Annotated in this window: 11 protein-coding genes; 9 read left to right on the top strand and 2 right to left on the bottom strand. The window is 59.9% G+C overall.

Annotated features, from left to right (window positions below; translation table 11 throughout):
* Positions 1-55: 55 nt before the first annotated feature.
* Positions 56-652, top strand: a complete 597-nt coding sequence (locus tag P1X16_RS22485; protein ID WP_277234001.1) for a hypothetical protein — start codon at positions 56-58, stop codon at positions 650-652.
* Positions 653-895: 243 nt separating this feature from the next.
* Complete coding sequence (locus tag P1X16_RS22490; RefSeq protein ID WP_277234003.1) at positions 896-1,246, top strand: nuclear transport factor 2 family protein; 351 nt, start codon at positions 896-898, stop codon at positions 1,244-1,246.
* A 404-nt stretch (positions 1,247-1,650) separates the two neighbouring features.
* Here P1X16_RS22490 and P1X16_RS22495 read toward each other — a convergent pair whose 3' ends face one another.
* Both P1X16_RS22495 and P1X16_RS22500 read right to left on the bottom strand, forming a co-directional pair.
* Positions 1,651-3,336, bottom strand: coding sequence for a glycosyl hydrolase (locus P1X16_RS22495; protein WP_277234005.1), 1,686 nt, complete (start codon positions 3,334-3,336; stop codon positions 1,651-1,653).
* Between the two features lie 327 nt (positions 3,337-3,663).
* Positions 3,664-4,539 (bottom strand): AraC family transcriptional regulator, encoded by an 876-nt coding sequence (locus P1X16_RS22500; protein WP_277234007.1) that lies wholly within the window; start codon positions 4,537-4,539, stop codon positions 3,664-3,666.
* 361 nt (positions 4,540-4,900) lie between these two features.
* Here P1X16_RS22500 and P1X16_RS22505 point away from each other — a divergent pair, with 361 nt between their 5' ends.
* From P1X16_RS22505 to P1X16_RS22535, 7 genes are all read left to right on the top strand, one after another.
* On the top strand, positions 4,901-6,736 hold the full coding sequence (locus P1X16_RS22505; protein ID WP_277234009.1) for a sodium:solute symporter family protein: 1,836 nt from the start codon (positions 4,901-4,903) through the stop codon (positions 6,734-6,736).
* 197 nt (positions 6,737-6,933) lie between these two features.
* Positions 6,934-8,151, top strand: coding sequence for a glycosidase (locus tag P1X16_RS22510; protein WP_277234011.1), 1,218 nt, complete (start codon positions 6,934-6,936; stop codon positions 8,149-8,151).
* A 13-nt stretch (positions 8,152-8,164) separates the two neighbouring features.
* Positions 8,165-9,391: an AGE family epimerase/isomerase gene (locus P1X16_RS22515; protein WP_277234013.1), complete on the top strand. Its 1,227-nt coding sequence runs from the start codon at positions 8,165-8,167 to the stop codon at positions 9,389-9,391.
* A 351-nt stretch (positions 9,392-9,742) separates the two neighbouring features.
* Positions 9,743-12,763 carry a TonB-dependent receptor gene (locus tag P1X16_RS22520; RefSeq protein WP_277234015.1) on the top strand — a complete coding sequence of 1,007 codons (3,021 nt, stop codon included), beginning with the start codon at positions 9,743-9,745 and terminating at the stop codon, positions 12,761-12,763.
* A gap of 24 nt (positions 12,764-12,787) precedes the next feature.
* Positions 12,788-14,263: a RagB/SusD family nutrient uptake outer membrane protein gene (locus P1X16_RS22525; RefSeq protein WP_277234017.1), complete on the top strand. Its 1,476-nt coding sequence runs from the start codon at positions 12,788-12,790 to the stop codon at positions 14,261-14,263.
* Positions 14,264-14,276: 13 nt separating this feature from the next.
* Positions 14,277-15,155 (top strand): hypothetical protein, encoded by an 879-nt coding sequence (locus P1X16_RS22530; protein WP_277234020.1) that lies wholly within the window; start codon positions 14,277-14,279, stop codon positions 15,153-15,155.
* 82 nt (positions 15,156-15,237) lie between these two features.
* Positions 15,238-16,200 (top strand): glycosyl hydrolase, encoded by a 963-nt coding sequence (locus tag P1X16_RS22535; protein WP_277234022.1) that lies wholly within the window; start codon positions 15,238-15,240, stop codon positions 16,198-16,200.
* The last annotated feature ends 109 nt before the right edge of the window (positions 16,201-16,309 follow it).

A 16,309-nucleotide genomic window follows, 5' to 3' on the forward strand; every position in this document is an offset into this window, starting at 1 on the left:
TTTCTCTTAGTTAAAGGTGAGCCAGCCTATCTATTCTTTATTTTCAGCCCGTATCATGACTACTTTGTGGTATAGCGCCTTCCTGCTAGCAATTCCATTCGGGAGTAGGGCACACTCCCTCCCGAGCGACTCCACCGCCGCGCCCCGGCGCCATTTGCTTACGTTGCACACCCTGCATATTGTCTCACCTCTCATTCCGGCCTTGGCTTATGAAGTGCCGGTGAGTTCGCGCTGGGCGCTGCGCGCCAGCTTGGGGGGAGACCATAACAGCTATCGTTATACTTTCAACTATTACGATGATATGGGGGTGCTGGTTAGCGGCTCTACCCGCTACCGCTACACCGGCCTAATCGCCGACGTTTCGCTCAACTATTATCTGCAGGCCCGTAAGCCCGCCTTGCTTGGGTGGTTTGTCGGGGGAGGGGTACTTGGTGCCTTTAGCCGCCGCCAAGTAACGCACGACAACACTGGTTTCGCTTCGCGCACGTCGCACGACTTTTTGGTTCGGCCGTTGCTGCGAGCTGGGCGGCACTGGGCGCTAGGAAAGCGCTGGCTTTTAGACACCCACGTAGCGGTTGCCGTGTCGAGCTACCCAACTCAACGAATAGCGCTCAATGAATTACTCGGTGTAGGCGCAGGCTACCGGTTTTGAGTGGTGTTAGCACTGCTTAAGTCGGGCAGCTCACTCGGGAAAACCCTAAAGCAGCACCGACACTTATGGTTAACAGAAAGGCTTATAGCCAGTAGTCAGGTACGCTACTGCAAGAGGTGTCGACCCTAGGGCAGGCTGATTTTATCGAACGAGTAGTGAACGGCAGCAAGCACTTTTTCTGGTGGCAGCGGGTGATAGTTGTGCCCAACCAGGATTAAGTTAGGTACCTCAACTGCTGTTCCTATGAATACTGCTCAAGACCTGATCCGACAAGCCTACGCGGCCTTCAACGCGCGCGACATCCCGGCCGTGCTGGCTACGCTCCACCCCCAGGTGCGCTGGGCCCGGGCTTGGGAAGGCGACTATGCCACGGGCCACGACGAGGTGCGCGCGTACTGGCAGCGGCAGTGGCAGGAACTCGACCCGCACGTCGAGCCCACCAGTATCAAGGAGCTACCCGATGGCAAACTGGAAGTTGCGGTGCAGCAAGTCGTCAAGGACAAACACGGAGCTCTCGTCTTTGCAGGGCCAGTCACGCACGTCTACACCTTGCAGGAAGGGTTGCTACAGCAAATGGATATTGCGCCGAAATAACGCCGAGCGCAATCAGAGTACCTATAAAGAACTATAGGCGGATAAGAAGGGGCAACAAGGGTGCTCCAGGCGTGACACGCCTGGAGCACCCTTGTTGCCCCGTTGTTTATAACAACCCGACAAGTGATACAAGCAACCACCTCATTTACTTGTGTCATCTTATAAGGCTGCCTTGACTACTTTTCTAAGTATTGCCGAGCGCTTCAGTGCTGGTGATTTCACAGCATGAAGCCTGTTATGCACTTTGCAGCTTTGGCTGGTGGTGTTATTGGCGCAGGAAGGCAGAGGTTAGAGCGTAATAGCTAATAAGGAAAAGCAGAATGCCTCTAGTCACGAGCATATCGGGTAGCCAGAACGCATGAAAGCTTGCGTAAGGCCGGCCCCGTTGCTATCCCGGCTTAACCCTACTGTTTCACAAACTTATGTACGGTGCGGCTATTCCCGTTCGTCACGGCTACGTGGTAGAAACCCGCGGGCAGCAACGACAACGGAAGCTGATGCCGCGGCCCGGTAGCAGGCTCGCTTAGTAGCTGTCGGCCTTGGTTGTCGAACAAAGTTACTTGACTTTGCTGCCAGCCTGGCGGTAGGTGCAGCGTTAAGTGGTCGGTGGCGGGGTTGGGAAATACCTGTATGGGTTGTTTTGTCGACTCAACTGAGTGGTTAATATTCGCCAGGGTCTGGACCACCGTGGCGGTGCCGTACACCTCGAACTCGAACAAGGAAAAGCCGTAGGTGGTCGCCCGATTGATGCAGTACACTTTCACGTAACGCGCGGTGGCCCTTAGGCCCGTGTGGTCATCTGCCGCGGCCGACGACTTGCCCCACACGTCCTTGATCGTCGTCCAGGTGGTGCCATCCGTGGAAACCTGCACCTGATAGTCGCGGGCGTAGGCGGCCTCCCAGGCCAGGCGCACCCGGTTGAGGGTGTAGTTGGCGCCCAGGTCCACGTAGATGTGCTGATTGTTGGCGGCGGCACTGGCCCAGCGGGTAGTGCCGTCGGCGTCCACGGCGCGGGGGCCGGTGTTGGTAATATTTTCCGAAGACGACACGTTCACCGGCCGGTTATACGCCAGGTTGGGCGCCGCGGGGGGCGTAGTGCCGCTGCCCCAGCCGGGCATTTCGCCGCGCACCAGCACATTGCTGGCGAAATAGATATTCTGGATGGCGGTGTTGGAGTTGCTGTTGAATACGAGTTCGGCCCAGCCCATAAAGAAGCCCCAGCGGGGCTGGGTGGCCAGCAGGCTGGCCGAGGGCAGCACCTCGCACTCCCCAATGGCAATGGGTTTGCCGCCGGCGGCATTCAGCATGGCGTTGTACTTGGCGCTGGTGTAGCCTTGGCCATCGGAGTAGTACATGTCCAGGGCCAGCACATCCCAGTAGGCATCGCCGGGGTTGTAGTTACTGAGGTCCGACGAGAGGGAGCTGAAGTCCTGCACGTCCCACACCCAAATCAGATTGGTGAGGCCCTTCACGTTTTGCAGGTAGTCGCGGGTGAGCTGGAACAGGCGGCGCGTACCGTTAACGCCGGGGCGGCCGGCCCACCAGAAGATGCCCTGGTTCATTTCGTGCAGGGGCCGGAAATACACTTCTACGCCGCTGTTTTCCAGGTCTTGGAGGTAGCCGGCCACAACGTCGAGGCGGGCTTTCCAGTTGTTGTTTAGTTGGGTGCCGTTGGTAATCAGCTCCTGCCACTGCCCGTCGGTGAGGTAGCTTTTCACGCCGCCTTCCCACTGGCAGGGCTCGGGCTGGGTGGGTGGGCAGGCGTGCCACATCAAATTGATAATGGCCCCGCGCGCCCACTGCGCCTTGGCCTCGTTGATCATGGTTCCGCGGCTCGCCACGTCCGACGAGGCAAACAGAAAGTCGCCGCTCCACAGCCCGGGGTATTGACCGGTAATGGTATTGATGCGGTTGGTTTGCACGGCCGGGTTGGAGTTGGGTTCCCGGTTGTGCTGGCCGGCCACCGTGCGCGCGCCGGCATTGCTGTACAAGTAATTCAAGCTTTTAAAGCGCGTCTGGGCCGATAACCGCAGGCTGCCAAGCAGGAGGCCAATGACGACGAGCGCCACCAAGAGTTTAGAAGTAGACATAGGGCATGGGTTGGGGGGAGAAAAAAGGCAGGATCGGGAACGAGGCAGCCAGTTAAGGCGCGCCAACGCGCGCCCCGCAACGGCATTCACCAACAAAAGCACCTGAAAAGCAGGCAAAGCAAGCGCTGCCCTACCAGCGCAGCAGCGGCCTACCGGTAGCGGGCGGAGCGCCGGACGGCACCCCGAAAAATCCTAGTAGCTGACTAGGAGTACCAAGCAAAAACAAAAAATCGGATGCGCCTGCTATTCGTTAAAAAATGCGCAGAAAACGATAAGAATTAGGCAGCGAGAGCCGGCCGGCATTCGGGCAACCTAGGGAGCCGGGCGCTAGATAAACAGCCGCGTGCCGGAGAAGCTCTGGCGGAATTCCTTGGGGGTGCAATTCTTCCGCTTCTTGAAGATGCGGTTGAAGTTGGAAATGTTGTTGAAGCCGCACTTGTAAGCCACTTCCGCCACGCTGTGCGTGGTATCGATGAGCATGCGTGAGGCGTGGCCAAGCCGAATTTCGTTGAGGCTGTCGATGAAGGTGACGCCGGTGCGCTTCTTGATGAAGCGGCTGAACGACACCTCGGGCATGTTGGCCACCTTGGCTACTTCGGCCAGCGTAATGGCGTGGCTGTAGTGCGCATTCATGTACTCGAATACCTTCTCGATGCGGCGGCTGTTGTAGTGCAGCCGGTCGTTGGTGAACGACGAGTCGGAGAGGGTGCGCATGTTGCGCGAGGCCGACAGATCGTGCAGAATAGAAAGCAGTTCCAGCACCGAGTCGAAGCCGGTTTTGCGCTCCAACGACAGGATGCGGTCCTTGATGCGCTCGGCCGCTTCGCGCGAGAACAAGATGCCCCGCTGGGCATTCTCGAACATCTTTTGAATGAAGTTGAGTTGGTTGCGGCGCAGAAACCGCTCGTCCAGCAGGTCTTTGTGAAACTGGATGGTTACTTCCCGAATTTCCTGGCTTTGGCACTGGTGGGTAAACCAGGCGTGGTTCAGGTTGGGCCCGATAAGCACCAGTTCCAGATCTTCAATTACGCCCAAATGGTCGCCCACGATGCGCTTGGCGCCGGCCGCGTTGATAATCAGATTAAGCTCGAACTCTTCGTGGTAGTGAAGTGGGAAAGAGAATTCCTGCTTCACCCGGGTGAAGAGCATAAAGCAGTCGTTTTGCGTGAGCGGGGTTATTTCCCGCATGATATCGTGCTGCATAATGGGAGTAGGATGAAGTAATAAATATACTGGTACCGGTTAAAATAGTATTAGCGCCTTGCACCTAGGATTTTTCATTTAAAACCTTATAAAGGCCTACAATCGGCTTGTTTAAAGGATTGGCGGCAGCTGTCGGTTGAATAAGTATAATACTATGCTAAAAAATCATTATTCCACCCTGCTGAAAGCCGATACTTTTGGAGCAGTTAGTTGGGGCAGTTACTAGCTGCTCGTCGGCTGTGTTGACTACCCCTATTTTGTGGCCTGGCTAGTTGCCTGGCCCGCGCAGGCTCCGCCGCCCTGTGGGCGGTAATACGGGCGCCTTCCACGCTGTCCTATCCTCTTCCACCTAGTCCTTGTCATGCGGCTACAGCTCCTCGACGTTCTCATCATCTGCGCCTACCTTCTAACCACAGTGTTTATTGGCCTGTGGTACCGCAAAAAAGCGCGTGAGAACAAGGACAGCTACTTGCTGGGCGGCAAGAGCCTGCCCTGGTACAAGCTCGGTCTGAGCGATGCTTCCGACATGTTCGATATCAGCGGCACGATGTGGATGGTGAGCTTGTGCTTCGTGTATGGCTTGAAAAGTATCTGGATTCCCTGGTTGTGGCCGGTGTTCAACCAGGTGTTTATGATGATGTACCTCTCCCGCTGGCTGCGCCGCTCCAACGCCTCCACCGGGGCCGAATGGCTGGCTACCCGCTTCGGCAACACCGGGCCGGGCGTGGGGGCTTCCCACAAAGTGGTTATTGCGTTTGCGCTGCTTAGCTGCCTCGGCTTTTTGGCGTACGGCTTCGTGGGGTTAGGCAAGTTCATCGAGATTTTTGTGCCCTGGCAGGTGGTGCAAGGCTACGTGCCGTTCAGCGTAACGCCGCAGTACGTGCCGCACGTGTACGGCATTGTGTTCACGCTCTTTGCCACGTTCTATTCCATTCTGGGGGGCATGCACAGCATCGTGCTCGGCGACGTAATCAAGTACGCCATCATGACGGTGGCTTGCCTGGCCATCGGCTTTATTGCCTGGGCGAAGATGCAAGGTGGCCAAGTGCTGCCCGTGCCGGCCGGCTGGGACAACCCGTTTTTCGATTCGCACCTGGAGCTGGACTGGTCGGGCCTTATCACCGAAGTCAACCAGAAAATCAAGGCCGATGGCTACTCCCTGTTCGGCATTTTCTTTATGATGATGGTCTTCAAGGGCATCTTCGCGTCGCTGGCCGGGCCGGCCCCGAACTACGACATGCAAAAGGTACTCTCGACCCGCTCGCCGGAAGACGCCAGCAAGATGAGCGGCTTCGTGTCCATCATCCTGCTGCCCATCCGCTACTCGCTGGTGGTGGGCCTCACGGTGCTGGGGTTGCTCTACTACCGCCAGATGAACATTCAGGGCCCCGACGGCGGCCCCGACTTCGAGAAGATTCTGCCCGTGGCCATCAACAACTTCCTGCCCACGGGTTTGCTAGGCCTGGTGCTGACCGGACTGCTCGGGGCGTTTATGGGCACGTTCAGCGGCACCGTAAATGCGGCGCAGGCCTACATCGTCAACGACATCTACCTGAAGTACGTGAACCCCACCGCCAGCACCCGGCAGGTGATTTCGCTGAACTACGTGGTGGGCGTGCTGGTGGTAGCCGTGGGCATCGTACTGGGCTTCCTGGCCAAGGACGTGAACAGCGTGCTGCAGTGGATTGTGTCGGCTTTGTACGGGGGCTACGTGGCGGCCAACGTGCTGAAGTGGCACTGGTGGCGCTTCAACGCCTCGGGCTTTTTCTGGGGCATGCTCACCGGCATTGTGGCGGCGCTGGTGTTCACGCGCTTCTTCGAGGGCGTGGAGTTTCTCTACTTTTTCCCGGTGCTGTTTCTGCTCTCGTTGGGCGGTTCGGTGGCCGGCACTTACGCCGCCCCGCCCACCGACGCGGCCGTGCTCAAGGCTTTCTACAAAAACGTGCGGCCCTGGGGCTTCTGGAAGCCTATCAATGACCTAGTGGTCGCCGAAGACCCCTCGTTTCAGCCCAACCGCAATTTCCGCCTCAACATGTTCAACGTGGTGCTGGGTATCGTCGCTCAGCTCTGCTTGACGCTGCTGCCCATGTACGTGGTGCTGCACCAGCAGCAGCCCCTGCTGCTTACGGTAGCCCTATTAACGGTCCTGATCTTGATTTTGAAACGCACCTGGTGGAACCGGCTGGCGGAATACTAACGCCGCGCCACCGGCCGGCCCGGCCAAAGCAAGGAGCTGCCTGAGAAAGGTGGTTTTTCGGCTGATGAAGTAGTGGGAAGCTTCGTCAGTTACCGGTCTGCCCGTTCCGCGCGGTGCAGGCCGGTTTGCCCGCCGGGTGCCCTGCTTGCTTTTGTTGCCCCTTATCAGCCCGCGTGGGTACTCCAATCAATACGTTTATGACTTTTTCCTTCGACCACCGCCTTCGTACCCTCACGGCCAACTACCAGGCCTTGCTTATGCGGCCCAACGCCGCCCAAGAATCCAGCAATGGCCTTTACACGCGCTATCGGTATCCGGTGCTGACGGCCGCCCACGCGCCCCTAACCTGGCGCTACGACCTGAACCCGGACTCCAACCCCTACCTGCTGGAACGCATCGGTGTGAATGCCGTCTTCAACGCCGGCGCCATCAAGTGGCAGGGCCGCTACGTGCTGGTAGCGCGGGTGGAAGGCGCCGACCGCAAGTCGTTTTTCGCGGTGGCCGAAAGCCCCAACGGCGTCGACAACTTCCGGTTCTGGGAAACCCCGATCCACTTGCCCGAAACCGCCGAGCCCGACACCAACGTGTACGACATGCGCCTGACGGCCCACGAAGACGGCTGGGTGTACGGCCTGTTCTGCACCGAGCGCCGCGACCCGGCCGCCTCCCCCGCCGACCAGTCGGCCGCCGTGGCCAGCTGCGGCATTGCCCGCACCAAGGACCTCGTAACCTGGGAGCGGCTCCCCGACCTGAAAACCCGCTCGGCCCAGCAGCGCAACGTGGTGCTGCACCCCGAGTTTGTGCAGGGCCAGTACGCATTCTATACCCGCCCGCAGGACGGCTTCATCGAGGCCGGGTCGGGCGGCGGTATTGGCTTCGGCTTGGCGGCCAGCATCGAGTTGGCCGAGGTAACCGAGGAAGTGCTGCTCGACCCCAAGCAGTACCACACCGTGTACGAAGTGAAAAACGGCCTGGGCCCGGCCCCCCTCAAAACCGAGCAGGGGTGGCTGCACCTAGCCCACGGCGTGCGCAACACGGCCGCCGGCTTGCGCTACGTGCTCTATTTGTTTCTAACCGATTTGCACGACCTGACCCGCGTCACGCACAAGCCCGCCGGCTACTTTCTGGCCCCCGAGGGCGAGGAGCGCGTGGGCGACGTGTCGAACGTGGTGTTCAGCAACGGTTGGATTGCCGACGCCGACGGCCGGGTGTTTATCTACTACGCTTCCTCGGATACGCGCATGCACGTGGCCACGTCCACCGTGGCCAAGCTGCTGGACTACGTGCAGCACACGCCCGCCGACAACTTCACGTCGGCCAGCTCCGTGCGGGCTATTCAGAACCTGATTGACCACAACCAAGCCGTAGTTTCCACCCCGGTGCCAAGCCACGCGGCGGGAACCGTACACGCGTAACTTTTCGCTGGCCATGGACTTGATAGCAGACTTTCAAATCGAACTCGACCGTATTCTAAGCTACTGGAGCACCCGCATGCCCGATGTGGCGCACGGCGGTTTCCACGGGCAGATTGGGGCCGACAACCAGGTGGTGCCCCACGCGCCCAAGGGCGCCGTGCTCAACGCCCGCATACTGTGGACGTTTTCCGCCGCCTACCGCCACCAGCCGGAGCCTGCGCTCCTGGACCTGGCCACGCGGGCGTACGACTATTTCGAGCAGCATTTTCTCGATGCCGAATACGGCGGCGTGTACTGGTCGGTAAACCACCTGGGGCAGCCCCTGGACACCAAAAAGCAAGTGTACGCGCTGGCTTTTGCCTTGTATGGCCTCAGCGAATACTACGCCGCCAGCGGCCACGCGCCGGCCCTAACGCACGCCCAAAACCTGTTCCGCGCCATCGAGCAGTTTAGCTTCGATGCCGAGCACGGCGGCTACCTCGAAGCGTTGGCCCGCGACTGGAGCCCATTGGCCGACCGGCGCCTGAGCGACAAGGATGCCAACGAAAAGAAAACCATGAACACCCACCTCCACGTGCTGGAGGCCTACGCCAACCTGTACCGCTACTGGCCTGATGCGCACTTGCAAGCTCAATTGCGCGAGCTACTCGAAGTGTTTTTAACTCACTTAATCGACGCTAACACCCATCACCTGCACCTGTTCCTGGACGAGTACTGGCAGGTGAAGTCCACCGCCGTTTCCTTCGGCCACGACATCGAAGCGGCCTGGCTGCTGCTGGAAGCCGCGGAAGTATTGGGCGACGAAGAGCTAATCAACCAGTTTCGGCAGGTGGCAGTGGACCTGGCGACTGCCGCCGCCCGCGGCCTCGACGCTACTGGTGGCCTGGGGTACGAGCATGACCCGGCCAACGGGCATTGGAACCGCGAAAAGCACTGGTGGGTGCAGGCCGAGGCCATGGTTGGCTTGCTGAATGCCTACCAGCTCAGCGGGCAAACACAGTTTTACGCGCAGTTTCAGGCCGTGTGGAAATTCACGCGGCAGCACCTGCTGGACCTCCACGAGGGCGAATGGTACTGGGGCGTTACGGCCGATTTGCAGCTTATGCCCGGAGAAGACAAGGCTGGCTTCTGGAAATGCCCTTACCATACGACGCGGGCGTGCCTGGAAATAATGCAGCGGTGCAAAAAACAATTACTCTTAGTTCCTCCAGCCGCTGCGGTGCCAACAAGCAACTCATAAGCCATTTTAGAGGCTCGCATTCAACTTCCACGGCGCTAAAAGAAAATCATAGGGCCGTAGTAGCAGGGACGCTTTACCTCCTTAGCAGCAGCAATAGATAAGTAATTGTTAAAAAAGTATTAACAAGTAAGGCATAGCCGGAATAGCTTTGTATAAGCTATTTACAAGAACAAATTGTGTTTTCGCTGCTGGCTGCTGGCCTTGTGCGTGCGTTGCTAATTATAACTATTGCAAGTTATAACCTTCTTTATGGGCGCCGAATCAGCTTGTGTTGCTTGCAACTGAGGCGCCACCCAATCAAGCTTTTCAACCAGATTCCCACTCGCAATTCTCACGCTTGATGTTACTCTTATGACTCACCGGTACACTTACCTACCCCTTTGCCTCGCGTTGGCGCCTGCGCTGACCCTGGCGCAATCGATTACGGTGCGGGGCACCGTGAAAGATGCCGTGACGGGCGAAACCCTGCCCGGGGTGACCGTGCTACTGAAAGGCACTGCCACCGGTACGGCCTCCGCCAACGACGGTTCCTACTCCCTGGCGGTACCCAACCCGGACGCCGTGCTGACTTTCTCCTCGGTCGGGTACGTGGCCCAGGATGTACCGGTGCGCGGCAGCAGCTCCGTGGACGTAGCCCTGAAAGCCGACACCAAAAGCCTGGAAGAAGTGGTGGTAGTAGGCTACGGCACGGTGGCCAAAAGCGACGTAACCGGCTCGGTGGCTTCGCTGAAAGGCAGCGAGTTGAACCGCACCCCGGCTTCGTCGGTGGATCAGCTCCTGCAGGGCAAGGTGGCGGGCGTGCAGGTGATTGTGCCCTCGGGGGAGCCGGGTGCGGGCGCCACGGTGCGCATCCGGGGCAACAGCTCCATCAACGGGTCCAACAGCCCCCTGCTGGTGGTTGACGGCTACCCCTGGGGCGAGGCCGGCAACCTCAAGCAAATCAACCCCGACGATATTGAAAGCATCGAGGTGCTGAAAGACGCTTCGGCGGCGGCCATCTACGGCTCGCGCGGCGCCAATGGCGTGATTCTGGTGACCACCAAAAAAGGCAAGGCCGGCAAAACGCGCATTACCCTGAGCACCCTCAACACCATTTCCAGCCTGCCCAGCAAGCTCGACGTGTGGTCGGACCCGGTGGACGTGGCGATTATCGACAACGAGGCGCGCAGCAATGCCGGCTTGGCGCCCTTGTTTACCGGCCAAAACTACCTGGGCACCTACTACCCCTCGGTGGCCGAGCTGCGGGGCGAGGACCCCACCAAGCCGCAGTGGCCCTACCGCACCTATTGGCCCGATGAAGTGTACCGCAACCCTTTCTCGCAGAGCTACACCCTCACGGCCAACGGCGGCACCGACCGCACCAAGTTTTCGCTTTCGGGCAACTACTACCAGGAGCAGGGCCTGGCCATCAAAAACGACTACGACCGCTACAACGGCCGCCTGAACCTCGACCAGAAGCTGTTCGACAACCTCTCCACCGGCGTCAACCTGATTCTGACCCACACGCGCCGCAACGGCGGGGGCCTGTCCGCCGACCGCTCGCCGGTGTTTCCCATCTACAATCCCGACGGCACGTATTTCCGCACCGGGCCGCTGGATTTCGGCAACCCCGTGGCCTACGCCAACGAGGTGCTCAACACCAGCAAAACCATCGACGTGCTAGGCACGCTCTACGTGAGCTGGGACCTTACCAAGTGGCTGAATTTCCGCACCCAGGTAAGCAGCAAGTACGGCAACTCGGTGGGCGACGTGTACGAGCCGCGCGCCATCACCGGTACCGGCAACCTCTACAACGGCTTCGGGGTTATCGACAACTACAACGGCACCGAGCTGCTCAACGAGAATTACTTCACCCTCAACAAGACGCTGGGCGACGTGCACAGCTTCAACGCGGTGCTCGGCTACACCACCCAGAACTTCAACGTGCGCACCTCGCGGCTGGAAGGCCGGGGCTTTGTGAACGACGGGCTGCTCAATGAAAGTCTGAACTCGGCCCAGAGCCAGTTCGTGACCAACGGGCAAACCAAGTCGCAGCTCAACTCCTACATCGGGCGCTTCAACTACTCGCTGCGCGACCGGTATCTGTTCACCTTTACGGGCCGGGCCGACGGCTCCTCGAAGTTTGGGGCCAACAACAAGTGGGCCTTTTTCCCCTCGGCCGCCGTAGCCTGGAAGCTGCACGAAGAAGCGTTTCTGCGGGCCGTGCCCAGCGTGTCGGAAGCTAAGCTGCGCGTCAGCTACGGCCTGACTGGCAACCAGGGCATCAACCCCTACCAAACCCTGGACCGGCTCGGGTCGGGCCGCTACTTCACCGGCGGGGCCTTTCAGACCGGTTTCGGGCCGGGCGTGTTCGGCTACGACGGCTTCAACAAGATTTGGGAGGGCGTGCCCAACCCTGATCTGAAGTGGGAAACCACCGCCCAACTCAACGCTGGCCTCGACCTCGGCTTTGTTAACCAGCGCCTGACGCTGAGTTTGGATTACTACTACAAGCGCACCCACGATTTGCTGCGCCAGACCTACATCACACCGTCCTCGGGCTACGACCGGCTGTGGGTGAACGACGGCGAAATCGAGAACAAGGGGGTAGAGTTGGGCTTGAACGCCGAAATTCTTAACGGGCCCCTACAGTGGAGCGTAGGCGGCAACTTCACGCTCAACCGCAACAAGCTGCTGAGCGTGGGCGACGACAAGTTCGTGTGGAACGGCAGCAGCATCGAGATGCTGCGCGCCCCGCTCAACGCCTTCATTGTGGGCCAGCCCATCAACGTGTTCTACGGCTACAAAACCGCCGGCGTAATTCAAACCGTGGAAGAAGGCCAGGCCACGGGCCTGACCGGCGACATGGCCAAGCCCGGCGAGCTGAAGTACGTGGACCTGAACAACGACGGCAAAGTCGACGACAACGACCGCACCATCATCGGCAACCCCAACCCCAAGTTCCTTTACAGCCTTAATACCAGCTTGCGCTGCAAGGGCTTCGACCTGTCCACCCAGCTCTACGGGGTGTACGGCAACGACGTGTTCGACTTCCGCAAGTTCTCGCCCAGCGGCCAGCTCCAGCGCTGGACGCCCGACAACCCCACCAACGCCTACCCGAGCGTAAACTCCAACCGCGCCTACTACGGCTCCGACTGGTTTGTGACCAGCGGCTCCTTTCTGCGGGTGCAGAACGTGACCCTGGGCTACAACTTCAAGTCCGGGCTGATCAAGGGCGTGGAGTCGCTGCGGGTGTACTTCTCCGGCAACAACCTCTACACCTTCACCAAGTTCCACACCGGCTTCGACCCCGAGGTGGGCGGCAACGGCCAGCAGTGGGGCTCCTACCCCCGGCCCCGCGCCTTGTCGCTGGGCGTTAACATCGGCATCTAATCCTTCCCGCAAAACTTCCCTCCCATGAAACTAACCAAAACTTTGGGCTTGGCCTTGGCGGCAACCTTGCTGGGGGGCTGCTCCCTGCAGGAAGAACCCTACGGTTTTCCTTCCACCACCAACTTCTACAAAACCGAGGCGGATGCCAACGCGGCGCTGATTTACGCCTACGCCATCCTGCCCGAAATCGAGTACTACTCGCGCAACTTCATCTTGGTGACCGAGCTGCCCACCGAGAACATCACCCTCAAGCCCGACGCGGGGGCCAGCAACTTCGAGTTCGACCGCCTGAATGTGCGCGCCGACAACCCCGAACTAACGACGGCCTGGCGCTACGCCTACATCGGCATCAACCGCGCCAACGCCGTTATTGCCAACGTGCCCGGCATTGCGGCCATGAGCGAATCTGCCCGCAATCAGCTGGTAGGGGAAGCGTATTTCCTGCGGGCCCTGCACTACTTCAACGTGGTGCGGCTGTTCGGGGCCGCTCCCATGCCCATTAAGCCGGTCACGTCTCTAGACCAGGTAAGCGCGCCCAAAGCCACCCTGCCGGAAATGTACGCGCTGATGGAAGCCGACTTGCGCCAGGCCATCGACCTGACCGACGCCACCCGCCGCGACGGGCGCGCCAACAAGGTGGCGGCCTGGAGTTTGCTGGCCAAAGTGTACCTGACCGAGGCCTCGGGCAAAGCCACTGGCTCGCCGGGCTACGACTTCGTGCCGGACGCCAACACCCTCTACGACCAAGCCAAAACCTACGCCAACTACGTGCTAACGCAGGGCGCCGGCTACGGCCTCGACCCCGACCTGAAGGCCATCTACGACGTAACCAAGAAGAATGGGCCGGAGCACATTTTCGACGTGGCCACCGACCGCAGCGGGCTCTCGGAAGGCAACTACTCCAAGCTGCCGCTGATGTTTATTCCCTACATCGACGGGGCCACGTTCAAGCTCGCCGACAGCACCAAGGTGATTTCCGGCTACAACCACTTCGTCACCGAGCCGGCCCTCTACAACAGCTTTGCCGCCACCGACAAGCGCAAAACCGACCTGATTCCCAACAAGGCCTACATCGGCCGCCGGGAAGTTACGCTGGGCATCACCGACTACAGCCGGCCCTTCACCCGCAAGTACCTCGACCCCGGGCAGATCGGGCAGCAAACCAGCGCCAACACGCCCGTGCTGCGCTACTCCGACGTGCTGCTAACCTACGCCGAAGCCTGCGGCCCCACCGCCGAGGGCTACACCGCCGTGAACCGCATTCGGACCCGCGCCGGCCTGCCCGCCCTCACGCCCGGTTTGAGCGTTACCGCCTTCCGGGATGCCGTGGTGCAGGAGCGCGCCTGGGAACTGGCTTTTGAAGGGCACCGCCTGTTCGATCTGCGCCGCACCCACAAAATGGAATCGGTTTTGGGCCAGCAGTACGGCAAGACCATTCAGGGCGACGCCTACTTCTTCCCCCTCCCGACCCGCGAAACCGACCTCAACCCCAACCTCTAACCTCGCTCCCACCATGCTACCACGCACACACGGTATTTTCTGGGCCGGCTCGCTACTAGGGCTTGGCCTGCTGGCCGGCTGCACCGACGACCCGTTCGAGGATTTGGAAAGCCACGAGCGCGCCATCACCTCCTTCGCGCTCGACAAAGGCCAGATTGGGGTGGCTGAAATCACGCGCACCCCCGACACCGGCAAGATTGTGGTGTACGCCGTGCGCGGCACCGACTTGTCCAACGTAGTGCCCCGCATCGAAACTTCCTACAAAGCTAGCGTGTCGCCGGCTTCGGGGCAGGCGGTAAACCTGTCGGCCAACAACCGCACCTACACCTATACCGTCACGGCGGAATCGGGGGAGGCGCGGGAGTGGACGGTGGAAGTACGCGACTACGTGTCGGACCTGGACGGGCGCTGGCAGGTTAGCAACCTCCAGTTTCAGTACTTTATCGGCGAAGGGGAAAGCTGGGGCTGGAACGGCACCAAGGACTTGTCGGCCAACATTCCGGATGCCACCAAGGAAAAAGACAACATCCTGGAAATGACCACCACCGGCGTTACGGCCGATGGCAAGGTAACGGGCACTTTCAACCACTTGCCGGGCCCCGACGGTTTGTTTGCCAACTTCATCTACAGCCCGACCGACTACAACTACAAATTTCGGAAGCTGCCCAAAAACCAGGGCACCTGGCTGCGCGACTTTGCCACCAATACCATCACCTTCAACAGTGGGCAGCCCGGCCAGACGCGCACCGTGGCTCTGGAGTTCAGCGCCGACAAGCGCACCCTGAAAATGCCGTTCAACGTGCAGCCCTACGACATCGACTGGAATGGCAGCGGCGGCAAGCAGGAGCTGGGCGGGGCGAAATTCGCCTGGTACCTGTTCGCGAAGCTGTAAGTGTATTTTGCGCCCGGGCAGCCCCACTCGGCGGCTCGGGTTGGTGGCGGGCCAGGTGGCGCGCCGGTTTATCTACTTCTGCATGTTTCTTCCCCGACTCCTCGCCGGCCTGCTGCTCGCCGGTGGCACCATCTTGTCCGCCGCCGCGCAATCCACCCGCGTGCTGCCCTACCTGCAACGCATTTCGGGCACTCAGACGCTGGCCGGTCAGCACAACAAAGAACCCAACGCCGAACCCACCAAGTGGACGGATTTCATCTACAAAACCACCGGCCGCTACCCCGCCCTGTGGAGTGGCGACTTTTTGTTTCAGCAGGAAAACATCGACAACCGCTGGAAGATGATCAAACAGGCCCGGCGCCAGTACCGCAAGGGGGCCGTGGTGAACTTGATGTGGCACGCCTGCCCGCCCACCTCGGGCGAGCCCTGCCAGTGGGACCCGGGCCTGCTCAATCAATTGCTCACCGACGCGCAGTGGCAGGAGCTGACAACCGACGGCACTCAACTCAACCAAGCCTGGAAAGTGCGCATGGACGACATTGCGCGCTACCTGCAATACCTAGAAGACAAAAACGTGGAAGTGCTGTTTCGGCCCTTGCACGAAATGAACCAGGGCAAGTTCTGGTGGGGCGGCCGGCCCGGTCCCAACGGTACCGCCCGCCTCTACCAAATCACCCACGATTACCTTACCACTACCAAGGGCCTCACCAACCTGATCTGGGTGTGGGACATGCAGGACATGAGCCGCGACTTCGCTGCCTACAACCCCGGCCCGCAGTACTGGGACGTGTTTGCCTTCGACGTGTACGACCAGGGCTACAACCAGTCGTGGTACGACTACATCCTGCCTATAGTGGGCTCCAAGCCCATTGCCATTGGCGAGTGCGCCACGCTGCCCACCCCGGAAGTTCTGGCCCAACAGCCCCGCTGGACGTTTTTCATGGCCTGGGCGGAACTGGTACAGGAAAAAAACTCGGTGGACGCCATCCGGCGCCTCTACACTGACCCGCGGGTGCTGACCCGCGAAGAACTACCAAAACGGTAATCTGCCGCGACGCGCAACCTAGCGCCTGCCGCCTGAACGGCCTTCGTCTCAACGTGCCCTAACGCCGAGACGCGAAGGGTCGCGTCCCTACAACTTGCTATACAACAAG

It is taken from the genome of Hymenobacter sp. YC55, from assembly GCF_029433095.1.
Lineage (GTDB): Bacteria > Bacteroidota > Bacteroidia > Cytophagales > Hymenobacteraceae > Hymenobacter.

What these genes read in the sequence shown, in the direction of transcription:
- P1X16_RS22490 (WP_277234003.1), top strand. Translation starts at nt 896, where the DNA reads ATGAATACTGCTCAAGACCTGATCCGACAAGCCTACGCGGCCTTCAAC.
- P1X16_RS22535 (WP_277234022.1), top strand. Translation starts at nt 15,238, where the DNA reads ATGTTTCTTCCCCGACTCCTCGCCGGCCTGCTGCTCGCCGGTGGCACC.
- P1X16_RS22485 (WP_277234001.1), top strand. Translation starts at nt 56, where the DNA reads ATGACTACTTTGTGGTATAGCGCCTTCCTGCTAGCAATTCCATTCGGG.
- P1X16_RS22520 (WP_277234015.1), top strand. Translation starts at nt 9,743, where the DNA reads ATGACTCACCGGTACACTTACCTACCCCTTTGCCTCGCGTTGGCGCCT.
- P1X16_RS22515 (WP_277234013.1), top strand. Translation starts at nt 8,165, where the DNA reads ATGGACTTGATAGCAGACTTTCAAATCGAACTCGACCGTATTCTAAGC.
- P1X16_RS22530 (WP_277234020.1), top strand. Translation starts at nt 14,277, where the DNA reads ATGCTACCACGCACACACGGTATTTTCTGGGCCGGCTCGCTACTAGGG.
- P1X16_RS22510 (WP_277234011.1), top strand. Translation starts at nt 6,934, where the DNA reads ATGACTTTTTCCTTCGACCACCGCCTTCGTACCCTCACGGCCAACTAC.
- P1X16_RS22525 (WP_277234017.1), top strand. Translation starts at nt 12,788, where the DNA reads ATGAAACTAACCAAAACTTTGGGCTTGGCCTTGGCGGCAACCTTGCTG.
- P1X16_RS22500 (WP_277234007.1), bottom strand. Translation starts at nt 4,539, where the DNA reads ATGCAGCACGATATCATGCGGGAAATAACCCCGCTCACGCAAAACGAC.
- P1X16_RS22505 (WP_277234009.1), top strand. Translation starts at nt 4,901, where the DNA reads ATGCGGCTACAGCTCCTCGACGTTCTCATCATCTGCGCCTACCTTCTA.
- P1X16_RS22495 (WP_277234005.1), bottom strand. Translation starts at nt 3,336, where the DNA reads ATGTCTACTTCTAAACTCTTGGTGGCGCTCGTCGTCATTGGCCTCCTG.